This window comes from Nonomuraea sp. NPDC049784 (assembly GCF_040659615.1).
In the GTDB taxonomy this organism is placed as follows: domain Bacteria; phylum Actinomycetota; class Actinomycetes; order Streptosporangiales; family Streptosporangiaceae; genus Nonomuraea.
On record NZ_JBFAMX010000346.1, the window covers coordinates 1 to 10,588 of the forward strand.

The window sequence follows — 10,588 nt, forward strand, 5'->3', positions numbered from 1 at the left end:
CATCTGCGGCGTGATCGACTTCGGGCCCTGTTCGCCGGCGATCCGGCCGTCGACCTCGCCGCCGCCTGGACTCTGCTGCCGGACGGCACCGCCGACCGCTGCTATGGCGCTCACCAGCCGGCCTCGGACGCCGCAACCCTGCGCCGCGCCCTCGTCGGCTCAACCGGACCGATTCTGGCGATCATCTCCGGCGCGTCGCCGGGCAGCTCGGCATGCTCGCCGGCGATGGTCTGGCCGGGAGTGACGGTCAGCAGGTTGATGCCGAGTTCGTCGATCTCGGTCATCAGCCCGGCCTGGGCTGATGCCGACAACCCCAGTACGGCCATACGTCTACGCCGCCCTCCACGCGTCGCCAGCGGATTCCTCCTCAAAGACATCCTCGCGCCCGACCTGCTCTCAGCCATCCGCGTGGTCGCACGAGGCGACGCGGTCGTCGCGCCCAGCGTGACCCGCCGCCTCCTCTAGCGATACGTCGGCATCGGTTCCACCCCGGCCACCCCCGCCGCCGACCTCGACGTCCTGACCGAACGCGAACGCGAGGTGCTGGGCCTCATCGCCCGCGGCCTGTCCAACACCGAGATCGCCGGCTCCCTCTTCCTGTCCGAGGGCACCGTCAAGACCCACGGCCGCGTGCTCACCAAACTCGGCCTGCGTGACCCCGTCCACGCCGTGGTCTACGCCTACGAAAGCGGCCTGGTCCGCACCGGCGCCACCTGAGCCGTACTGCGCCGGTGACATGCCTGCAGGCCTGCCGCACTGCAAGTCCGGCTCACCTCCTCCGGCCTGGGCTGCCGCACTTGTCGATCTTTGAGTTGCCGTCGCCGGTGGTGGCGTCGTGCGTCAGCTCTGGACGGATCTCCAGGACTCCACTGTCGCTTCGGCGATGATTTCGATGCGGCGTCCGTATGCCAGATGCCCATCAGACACGAAGCTGCCGTCCCTGAATGGCAACTCGCAGAACGTAGCGCGGAAGTGCCTGGGAGATCCGCCAGGCGGAAGCGGCGCGTACGCCGCGAATGGCGCCATGTCGTAGCTCGACTGTGCCCCGTGCTTGTTCCGCGCCACCTGATGGGCTGCCACACGAAGCAGCGCCTCAAGGCCCTTGTCCACGTAGAGCTGCAGCTGGCGGAACTGGCCGTCAAGGTACTTCTCATGGGCTCTGGAAGGATGCTGCAGGAGATACGCGCAGACCACAGGCGCGTGCCACCTGTACATCTGAGGATCAGCCTGCTCTTCAGCCAGGATTGCGTGGTAGTAGTCCACGCACATGCCCAGCGGGCCGGCAATCGCACCGCAGTCGCACTGACCCGTCATGGGGCTATCTGTCATGGCCTGCAACATAGGTGGCCGGCAACAGCCTTGTCGACGACATTTCAGCGCAGCCTCATGTTCTACGTCCGGTGGAAATCCGGCTGCCAGGGAGCCGCGGGCACGTCGAGAATGGATTCTCATGGACATCAAGTTCGTCCGTGCCCGGGGACGCCACGACTGGGTACATGTCACGCGCGACGATGGCAGCGGCCTGAAGTGGCCGTGGACGAAGGCCGGCGACCAGCCTCCCCATGATCTGATGCACTTCCTCATCGAGGGCCACCTTCCCCTGCGGAACGGATTCTGGGACCTGGTCGCCGACGGCGTCGACTTCGGTTTCCTCAGTGCCGAGGCCGACCGCATCGCCCGGGGCGTACCCCCGAAGGGCCTGGCCGGCCGGGACCTGGGCGGACTGGTCCTCGCCGAGTGCGTCGTCGCCGGCATCACCACCGCCACCTGGGTCGACGCTGATGACGAGCAGTGCCTGACATGGGTGGATCAGCAGTGCCGGAGTCGAAACCTGTCCCGGCCGGACATGCTCACCGCCACGACGCTCCATCCCGTGCGGGCCAGGATCCGGGAGGTCGTCACGGCATGGCGGCGGCTGCCGCTCGGAGAATCGCTGGATGTGACCTACCCGCCGTCGACCGGCTGACGGCGTCTACAGATTTCTTGTTCGGGAACGTGTCTGCACCGAGGTCCGCCAACGCGGCACATGGCTTGGCACGGGCAAGGCATAGAACGCCGCTGGGCCGGTCGGCGTGGTCGGGGGATCACCGTCAGGCATGGCGTGGATTCCGTTGCGAAAGCTCGGTGCGTACTACCCGTTGTGCATCCGAGGCCCTTAGTTTGATGGGTCCTCGACTTTGAGCTCATCTCCTGTATTGGAGACGAAGATCACCAGCAGCTTCGCGTCACGCAGTCCGCACACGTAGCCGGCTATTCGTCTTCCGCGATCCGGATGATCGTCTTACCGGGGGTGCGCTGGGCCGGCGCGAACGCGGAGGGCGCCTCGGCAAGCGTCCGCACGGCCCCGACGATGAGGCGGAGCCGCCCGTCCCGGAGTCGCCGAGCCAGGTCCGCGAGCCGGGCGCGATCGGGCTCGACGACGAAGAAGATCGCTCGCCCCTCTCGGGGCTGAACCATGGGTGGCGAGGCGATGGTGACGAGCGTGCCGCCGGCGCGCACCAACGCGGCCGAGCGTTCCAGGATGTCGCCGCCGATCGCGTCGAACACCACGTCGACCTGGCCGGCATCTTCCAGGGGATCGGACTGCAGGTCCAGGAAGGTGTCCACGCCGAGGCCGAGTGCAGTGTCCCTGTCGCCGGCCCTGCCGGTGCCGATTACTCGGGCTCCTGCCTCGCGCGCGAGCTGCACCGCGATGGAGCCGACACTGCCCGCGGCACCGTGGATCAGGACGGTCTGGCCGGCGGCGAGGCGGCCGTGGTCGAACAGTCCCTGCCATGCGGTCAGGCCGGAGATCGGCAGTGCGGCGGCCACGGTGTATGCGATGTCGGCCGGCAGCGGCGCGAGGTTGCGGGCCTCCACCGCCACGTACTCGGCCAGCGATCCGTTGCGGGCCCAGTCGGTCAGCCCGAACACCCGCTGGCCGACGGACAGGCCAGTGGTTCCGTACCCCAACTCGGCGACGACACCGGACACATCATGCCCAAGCACACTCGGCGTGCGGTCGCGGCCCGCGCGATCGGTCCACGTTGCCGGCCAGTCGAGCTCTCCTCGGGTGAACCCGGCAGCGTGCACCCGTACGATGACGTCGTTCTCGGCGGCGTGGGGGTACGGCTCTTCCGTCAGGGAAAGCCCAGCCAGGCCCGCGGAGCGGTCTCGGACGGTGACAGCTTGCATGGCAGGGCCTCGCTCGTGGTGGAGATGCGACACGACGAACGTACCCGCCTGCGCCGGGGTTGATCCATTCGCACTCGCTGCGGTCGGCAAGGTCGTGGCGGGCTTCGGGGCGGTGCAGCATCGGGGGGAGAGCACGCCCCCGCCCCCGAGTTCTCCTCGGCCCGTCAGCGATCTTCGTAGTGGCGGGCGAGGGCGTGGAAAGCTTGCTTCGGCTCCCAGGGCATGCCGGGGTAGGTGTGGCCGTGGGCGCCGTCGAGCATCTTGACGATGCCGTATGAACCGAGGTCGAGGTCGTGGCGGGCGTCGGGGCGGTGCGGCAGCTCGAAGCCGGCGAAGCTGAACCAGAAGACGGTGTCGAAGCCTTCCTCTTCGAAAATGGGCAGCAGGTCGTTCATGTAGCGGACCTGCTCGTCCTCGTCGCGTATGGTGCCGGGCTTGACGGTGCCGCCCGCTTCGATGACGGTCCAGCCGCCCGCGCCCCAGTCGCTCGCACCGCGGAAGGTGCAGCAGCCGGCTTCGGTGACGGCGACGGGCTTGCCGTGAGTGAAGTACTGGCGCAGGTCATCGCGGAAGGTGGCGGCGTTGTGCTGGTTGCGGTAAGCGTCGACGCCGACGATGTCGAAGGGGGTCCAATCGATGTGCTCGATGGGGATCGAGGCGTAGCTGATCAGGCCGCCGAAGCGGGGGCGAACGGACGCCACGACCCGGGGCAGGAAGGCGTTGACGCGATCGGGGATCGCGGCGAGCGCGGCGGCTCGCACCGGTGGCGCGGCGCGCATGGTTTGCATGCGGTCGTTGAAGGTGTCGCCGGGCAGATAACCGCGGGCGAAAAGGCTCAGCTCACAGCCGGTGACGAACACCACGCGAGCGCCGTCGCGGCGCAGCGCCTCGGCGCGGTCGGCGCAGTCGTCGAAGTAGGGGAGCAGCTGCTGTTCGGTCAGCTCACAGGGGAACGGTGAGAACCACACCTCCAACCCGGCCTCGGCGGCATACCGGGCTGCGACGGTGAGTCGTTCGGGGTCTCCGCCGGTGATGCGGACGGTGGTGCAGTGCAGGTCGTCGGCGATGACGCGCATCTCGCGTGCCACTGTCGCGGGGTCGAAGACACTGCGGGTGGTGTCGCCGTTTTGGGAAGGTTCCGGTGTCGTATTGCACGCCCTTGCCGCGCATGTATCCCCCATAAGGTTCAATTCGTATCTTATAATGGATGTTAAGATACACAATGTGTCTAATGAAGGTACGGGCGACCCCACTCCGAGCAGGCGTCGACGGGGTGCCGAACTCGAGGCTGCCCTGCTCGATGCGGCTTGGCAGGAGCTGCGCGCCGTCGGCTACCACGAGCTCACCTACGATGCCGTGGCGGCGCGCGCCCGGACCAGCAGGACGGTGCTCTACCGCCGATGGCCACACCGCCGCGACCTGGTCCTGGCCGCCCTCCACCATCAGGCGCCGCCCCTGCCACCGCCCGTTCCCGACACCGGCTCCCTGCGCACCGACCTCCTGACCCAGCTGAGTCAGGTCAGTACGCGCATGACCGAGCTCGCCCCGATCCTCCAGGCGATCGGCGACGGCCGGGCAGACGACAGCGATCTCACCGGCTATCTGCATGACCGCGTCAGCCAGGCTGGCAAGCGTGAGATGGATGCCATGCTCGAACGCGCCGTCCTGCGCAGCGAGCTGGACGAGGCTCGGCTTCCGGCCCGAGTCGCCACGCTGCCCTTCGCGCTCGTGGCCGCGGAGACGCTGCTCAATCAGCGCCCCCTGTCTGAAGACGCGCTCGCCGAGATCGTCGACCAGATCGTCCTGCCATTGATCGCGCACCACGGGCGAGACGGTCAGACGCGACGATGACCGGTCTCAACTCTCCTGCTGATCGGATCTCCGCACGGCGCACATAGTTGCGCACCATCGCGTACGACACCTCCACCGCGCCGTGCTCCTCCACCAGCCGGTTCCAGATCCACACCACGGTGTGCCGCTGCTTTCGCGGCGCGTCCAGGTCGGTCCGCAGCATCTGATCAATCAACGGCTTGTAGGGGTCCAATCGCGACGCCCGGGCCGGTAGCAGCTTGCGCGGCGTCGGCCAGACGGAGGCCAGCGCCTGAGCTACCGTCCGCCGACTCACGCGGTACGACGAACGACCGACATCCGAGGGTTTCCAGGTGAGGGTCCCGGGTCCCGTGCACGGCCACGACACCTGACGAGAATTGGGAAGATCGGGAACATGCCGATATCCATGCCATCCGCCGACCGGTGTCCCTTCTGCGACTATCTCGCCGGGCTCCGGCCCTACACCATCGTGGAACAGGGCGAGCAGGTCGCCATCCTGGTCACCCGTGAGCAGCGTGGGCAGGGGCACGTGCTGGTGATCCCGGTCGCTCACCGCCCGACGGTCATGGACGTGACCCCGGCGGAGGAGCAGGACGTGATGAACGCGGTACGGCGGGCGGCCCGGGCCATCGCAGCCGCCTACGACCCCGAGGGCATCGCCGTCTGGCAGAACAACGGGGTGCCCGCGCACCAGTCCGTCCCCCATGTCCACTTCCACGTCGCCGGCACCCTGCCCGGCGGCGGCACGCAGTGGGGCGAGGTCCCCCGGCTCGACCTCGAAGAGACCGACCGGATCGCCAAGTGTCTCAGCCCTCACCTCTGATCGGGGCTCCCCATTGAACAGCTGCCGAATCCGACCGTTGGCAACAGGGGCGCGAAGCGCACAGAGACATCCCCGGTAGTTGAAGCGTTCACGCCTTACCTCGGAGTCACATGACAACCATCTACCAGCAAGTAACTTTCGAGAACTTTGTCTACCGGACATGTCATGACATGCATGACCGTGGGATCTCACACTCACTCGACCATTGCGTCTCGCCCGGAGCGCAGTACTGATCAAGTTGTCCTATGGCAGGATGCAGCCGGGTTTGTCCCCGTGATTGGTTGGAGAGGCGGACGGTGAGCGACAGCATTCCCCGCCACGACTACAGGGTAGGCGACGTACTACGAGTGACATGTCCACCAACCTCCGCGCGGGTCGCGGACGTTTCGAGGTTCTACGCGACCGTCGAGTGGCCGTGGGGCGAGATCGATCCCGATTCGCAGTATCGATGGAACGGTCAGGTTGCGTTCCCCACCGATCCGGATTCGTACGAGTGGTTGCTGGACGTGTTTCGCACCAATCCCGAGCCTCAGCATCTGGCGCCGGGTGACACTTGTCTCGTCGGAGTCCCGGAGACGCTTGTACGTGTCCTCGAAATCATTCGCCACGATCCGCGGGCGGACGTCGGATGGCTTCCCCGGCCACACACGACGCTCGTCGTATCCCTCGTCGACCAGCCCAGGGTGACGGACGAGGAAGACGATGAGGAGGAGGGCGAAGGAGGGTTCACGATCGAACTCGACTCCGCCGCCCCCCTCACCTTGGAGGTGGTGATGGCACATGAGTAGCTCTGACGAGCAGTCGTACACCAGTGCTCCGACCTGGTCGCCGCAACGACCGAGTAACGTCTGGCTGCGACCGGCGAAGTGATCCAGTGGGCGGTCGAGCGGGCCTACCGGGGCCGGTTCCTCAATGGCCTCACTTGTGAAACCCTCTCCAATCCCGCGAGGTACGCCGACAGCTCACCGACGCCGAATACTCCAAGCTGTTTCAGGAGTGGCTGCGCACCTGTCCCCACTCCCGCGGACCGGGGACGTACGGCGTGCAGCCGGAATGGATCGTCGTAGACCCATCGGCCGCCAGCTTCATCACGCAGCTGCACTGGGACGGGCTCCTGCCCACCAAGGGCGACAACTCCGTGATGGATGGTATCCGCACCGTCTCCAACCTCCTCGCCGCCGACCACCTGCGTATCCACCGCTCCTGCGAAGGGTGGCTATCCGAGGTCGGCTCCTACAGCTGGGACGACAAGAAGGCCGCGACGGGTGACGGCGTCCCGATCAAGCTGGGACGACCACTCCATGGACGCTGCCCGATACGGCCTGCACACCACGCAGGCCGCGTGGCGCCGCTCCTGGAACCCGTCCCGACTACTGACCCAGGCCCCCCGGGCCTTTCCCTCTTCATCCAGGTCGCACGCCTTCACGGAGGAGAGGCGCGGGGGCAGACGGCTTCACCACGGTTGGCAGCGCCAAGACGGCCGGCGGATAAGGCCACCGGCGGCCGGTGGCTAGGCCAGCAACAGGCCGAGATCGTGGGTCTTCACCGCCACCAAGACGGCGAGCAAGACGAGCATCGCGCCCATCGCGGCAGGGTGGTATTTGCGCGGCAGATACGCCAGCGCGAGCGCGATTCCGCCACCCACGATGAGTCCGCCCAGATGTCCCTCCCAGGAGCTGAACCCGGCCGAGACGACCAGCCAGATCAGGAAGAACATCATGAGCCGACCACCCCCGAGCGGGTCGTGGTGCAGCCGTCGGCTGAAAACGAAGTACGCCGCCCCCAACCCGAAGATCGCTCCCGAAGCGCCGACCGCGGCCGTGTCGGGGGAGATGAGGTACGCGAAGACCGAGCTGCCCACGGCCGCCAGCAGGTAGAGCCCGACGAAGCGCAGCCTGCCCAGCATCTCCTCGACCGCCCGGCCCAGGGTCCACAGCCAGTACAGGTTGAAGATGATGTGCAGGATGCCGAAGCCACCCTCGGTGGGCCTCAGGTGCAGGAAATTGGCCGTGACGAGCCGATACCACTCGCCGGCAGCCACACCGACGGGCTCCAGACCGGTGTCGCTGTCGTAGAGGTAGTACTTGCCGTCCGTGTCCAGCAGCCCGATGCCCAGGCCGTCCAGCCGGTCCACGATCGTGGGCATGGCGATCTCCCCGACGTAGGCCAGGACGATGATGCCGATCAGAGCGTAGGTGACCATTGGAACGACGGACACTCTGCCGCCGAAAACCGTCCTGGCCTGCCGTACCGACTTGTTGCCCTCGCGTACGCATTCGACGCACTGATGGCCCACGGCCGCGTCCCGCATGCAGTCGGGGCAAATGTAGCGGTCGCAGCGGGTGCAGCGGACATAGGTCTCGCTCTTGGGGTGCCTGTAGCAGGTCGGCACCTCGGCAATCTGCTCTTCCACGTCACTCCACACCTTCGGGCGGTTCCGGCGGAGAGCGAGAGTATCGAATTACCGGCATATGGGAGCTTTTGTGATCAAATCGATTTTGATTCGCCAGGGACCGCACGGTCAGCCCAGTCACCTGCTCGACGATGGTCTCCTTGCCGGCTCGCGGAACGAGGCAGTGGAGGCGAAGGTCGCCGAGCACGTCCACGCCTGACCCCGCACATGCCAGCACCTCGGCACGCACGAGGCGGGCAACGGAGGTAGCGATGTGTGAACCGTCACATTGAGCACCACTCGTGAGTGGCGGCCATGAGCCAGTGGTAATCATGATCACATCACTGGCAATCGAAAGGATATTCGTGCGCACACGCAAGCTGGCGACCCTCCTGGCCGGCGCGGCGCTGGCCTCCACCACGCTGGTAGCAGGCGCCACCCCGGCCAGCGCGGCCGGACCCTGCGGCAGCAGCTACACCCGAGTCGGCGTCTACAACATCGGCATCGAAAAGTACGGGTACCGTACGGGCATTCTGGAGGTGTACTACAGCTCCAGCACCGGCAAGAACTGCGCCCTTACCTACGGCGACGGCCCCTACGCCAACACCACGAGCTGGAAGGGCGTCACGATATCGAGAGGCGATGGCAGCGGGAAAGACACCGACGCCGACAATTACAAGTACTACGCCGGACCCGTGTACGTCTCGGCGCCTGGCCAGTGTATTGACGTAGAGGGAATCTCGCCGTCATGGACGAGCGTCAAGCTCAACAACGTGCACTGCGGCTGAACCTCTTGTAACCAGACAGGGCGCCCTCCAGCGGGGATGTGGAGGGCACGCCACGCAGGGCGCTGCGTAGCAGCTCAGCCCCCAGAGGAGAACGCGGTGTGCCGTCAGGTGAAGGTTGCCGAGCACCATTCCTGGCCTGCGCATTTAGAGGCCCGCCGCGTAGGTGCGTACGCGGCGGCCTGTCAGCTCGGGGGCTACGGAACTACTCGGCGGGGAGGACCGCCTGAACCGTCTCCGGCGTCACAGCGTCGTCGTTGTGGGCGTCCAAGCGCCTCCTGCTGTGAGGTGACGGTGCCGTCGTCGGGCAGGTCCTGGATTCGCCGACGGACGTAGCCGGACATGACGGCTCGTTGGCGGAAGGTGCCGCGGTGTTGTAGATCTGCCCTAGTCTCATCGGCGTGGGGAGGCCCGAGGTGAGCCCGGACGCGGGTGCAGAAAATGTCGCTACTAATTTGAGCGCAGTACTTGAGCGCATCACCTACGCCAACGAGGAGACCGGCTACACCATCGCCCGCGTGGCCACCGAGCGCTCCGGCTCCGAGCTGCTCACCGTCGTCGGCCCGCTGCTGGGCGCGCAGGTCGGCGAGTCGCTGCGGCTGCACGGCCGGTGGGGCTCCCACCCGCGTTACGGCCGGCAGTTCGAGGTGTGGTCCTACAGCACGGTGCTGCCGGCCACCGTGCAGGGCATCCGCCGCTATCTCGGCTCCGGGCTGATCAAGGGCATCGGCCCCAAGATGGCCGAGCGGATCGTCGACCACTTCGGCACCGACACGCTCGAGGTCATCGAGCAGGAGCCGCAGCGGCTGGTCGAGGTGCCGGGGCTGGGGCCCAAGCGGACGAAGATGATCGCGGCCGCCTGGGAGGAGCAGAAGATCATCAAAGAGGTGATGATCTTCCTGCAGGGCGTCGGCGTGTCCACCTCGATCGCGGTGCGCATCTTCAAGCAGTACGGCGAATCGTCGGTCTCCGTCGTGAAGACCCAGCCGTACCAGCTGGCCGATGACGTGTGGGGGATCGGGTTCAAGACGGCCGACACCATCGCCCAGGCCGTCGGCATCCCGCACGACAGCCCCGAGCGTGTCAAGGCGGGCCTGCGCTACACCCTGTCGCAGGCCGCCGACGACGGCCACTGCTACCTGCCCGCCCCCAACCTCGTCGCCGACGCCGTCAAGATCCTCGACGTGCCCGCCGACCTGGTCGCCACCTGCCTGGAAGAGCTGGTCGCCGACGAAGGCGTCGTGCGCGAGCCCATCCCGGCGGGCGAGAACGTCGTACCGGCCGTCTACCTGCCGCCCTTCCACCGCGCCGAGCTCTCGCTCGCCTCCGGCCTGCTGTCGCTGCTGCGCTCGGGCCACGACCGGCTCAAGGCCTTCGCCGACGTCGACTGGGAGCGGGCCGAGAGCTGGCTGCACGGCCAGACCGGCGCCGAGCTGGCCACCGAGCAGCGCCAGGCCGTCCGCCTGGCGCTGACGGAGAAGGTCGCCGTGCTGACCGGCGGGCCGGGCTGTGGCAAGAGCTTCACCGTGCGTTCCATCGTGCTGCTGGCCCGCGCCAAACGCGCCAAGGTCATCCTGGCCGCCC

11 protein-coding genes and 1 pseudogene are annotated in these 10,588 nt (G+C 67.0%); 7 read left to right on the forward strand and 5 right to left on the reverse strand.

Annotated elements, in window-relative coordinates; all coding sequences use genetic code 11:
* Nucleotides 1-110: 110 nt before the first annotated feature.
* Nucleotides 111-284 (reverse strand): hypothetical protein, encoded by a 174-nt coding sequence (locus AB0J09_RS41985; RefSeq protein ID WP_360703942.1) that lies wholly within the window; start codon nucleotides 282-284, stop codon nucleotides 111-113.
* A 41-nt stretch (nucleotides 285-325) separates the two neighbouring features.
* Here AB0J09_RS41985 and AB0J09_RS41990 point away from each other — a divergent pair.
* Nucleotides 326-717: pseudogene (locus AB0J09_RS41990) on the forward strand (response regulator transcription factor); the annotation flags it as partial.
* 123 nt (nucleotides 718-840) lie between these two features.
* On the opposite strand, the gene AB0J09_RS41995 reads toward AB0J09_RS41990, so the two are convergent.
* Nucleotides 841-1,329 (reverse strand): DUF5946 family protein, encoded by a 489-nt coding sequence (locus tag AB0J09_RS41995; RefSeq protein WP_360703945.1) that lies wholly within the window; start codon nucleotides 1,327-1,329, stop codon nucleotides 841-843.
* A gap of 121 nt (nucleotides 1,330-1,450) precedes the next feature.
* On the opposite strand from AB0J09_RS41995, the gene AB0J09_RS42000 reads away from it, so the two are divergent.
* The gene (locus tag AB0J09_RS42000) at nucleotides 1,451-1,966 is read left to right on the forward strand and encodes a hypothetical protein (RefSeq protein WP_360703948.1); all 516 of its coding nucleotides are present in this window, start codon (nucleotides 1,451-1,453) and stop codon (nucleotides 1,964-1,966) included.
* Nucleotides 1,967-2,250: 284 nt separating this feature from the next.
* Here the strand turns inward: AB0J09_RS42000 and AB0J09_RS42005 are convergent, their stop codons facing one another.
* Nucleotides 2,251-3,174, reverse strand: a complete 924-nt coding sequence (locus AB0J09_RS42005) for an NADP-dependent oxidoreductase (RefSeq protein ID WP_360703951.1) — start codon at nucleotides 3,172-3,174, stop codon at nucleotides 2,251-2,253.
* 164 nt (nucleotides 3,175-3,338) lie between these two features.
* Nucleotides 3,339-4,262, reverse strand: a complete 924-nt coding sequence (locus AB0J09_RS42010; protein WP_360703953.1) for a hypothetical protein — start codon at nucleotides 4,260-4,262, stop codon at nucleotides 3,339-3,341.
* A gap of 136 nt (nucleotides 4,263-4,398) precedes the next feature.
* Between AB0J09_RS42010 and AB0J09_RS42015 the strand changes: the two genes are divergently transcribed.
* The 3 genes from AB0J09_RS42015 (at nucleotide 4,399) to AB0J09_RS42025 (ending at nucleotide 6,615) form a co-directional block, all read left to right on the forward strand.
* Nucleotides 4,399-5,025, forward strand: coding sequence for a TetR/AcrR family transcriptional regulator (locus AB0J09_RS42015; protein ID WP_360703956.1), 627 nt, complete (start codon nucleotides 4,399-4,401; stop codon nucleotides 5,023-5,025).
* Nucleotides 5,026-5,398: 373 nt separating this feature from the next.
* Nucleotides 5,399-5,827: an HIT family protein gene (locus tag AB0J09_RS42020; protein WP_360703959.1), complete on the forward strand. Its 429-nt coding sequence runs from the start codon at nucleotides 5,399-5,401 to the stop codon at nucleotides 5,825-5,827.
* Between the two features lie 296 nt (nucleotides 5,828-6,123).
* Entirely contained in the window at nucleotides 6,124-6,615 is a 492-nt protein-coding gene (locus tag AB0J09_RS42025; RefSeq protein ID WP_360703962.1) for a hypothetical protein, read from the forward strand.
* Between the two features lie 722 nt (nucleotides 6,616-7,337).
* Here the strand turns inward: AB0J09_RS42025 and AB0J09_RS42030 are convergent.
* Nucleotides 7,338-8,240 (reverse strand): rhomboid family intramembrane serine protease, encoded by a 903-nt coding sequence (locus tag AB0J09_RS42030; protein ID WP_360703965.1) that lies wholly within the window; start codon nucleotides 8,238-8,240, stop codon nucleotides 7,338-7,340.
* Between the two features lie 344 nt (nucleotides 8,241-8,584).
* Here AB0J09_RS42030 and AB0J09_RS42035 point away from each other — a divergent pair, with 344 nt between their 5' ends.
* Complete coding sequence (locus AB0J09_RS42035) at nucleotides 8,585-9,007, forward strand: spore-associated protein A (protein ID WP_360703968.1); 423 nt, start codon at nucleotides 8,585-8,587, stop codon at nucleotides 9,005-9,007.
* Nucleotides 9,008-9,459: 452 nt separating this feature from the next.
* The coding region (locus tag AB0J09_RS42040) for a helix-hairpin-helix domain-containing protein (protein ID WP_360703971.1) at nucleotides 9,460-10,588 on the forward strand (1,129 nt) is incomplete at its 3' end.

Bases quoted from the DNA above. Each gene is read 5' to 3' on its own strand.
- AB0J09_RS41985 (WP_360703942.1), bottom strand. From the start codon at position 284: ATGACCGAGATCGACGAACTCGGCATCAACCTGCTGACCGTCACTCCC.
- AB0J09_RS42005 (WP_360703951.1), bottom strand. From the start codon at position 3,174: ATGCAAGCTGTCACCGTCCGAGACCGCTCCGCGGGCCTGGCTGGGCTT.
- AB0J09_RS42000 (WP_360703948.1), top strand. From the start codon at position 1,451: ATGGACATCAAGTTCGTCCGTGCCCGGGGACGCCACGACTGGGTACAT.
- AB0J09_RS41995 (WP_360703945.1), bottom strand. From the start codon at position 1,329: ATGACAGATAGCCCCATGACGGGTCAGTGCGACTGCGGTGCGATTGCC.
- AB0J09_RS42020 (WP_360703959.1), top strand. From the start codon at position 5,399: ATGCCGATATCCATGCCATCCGCCGACCGGTGTCCCTTCTGCGACTAT.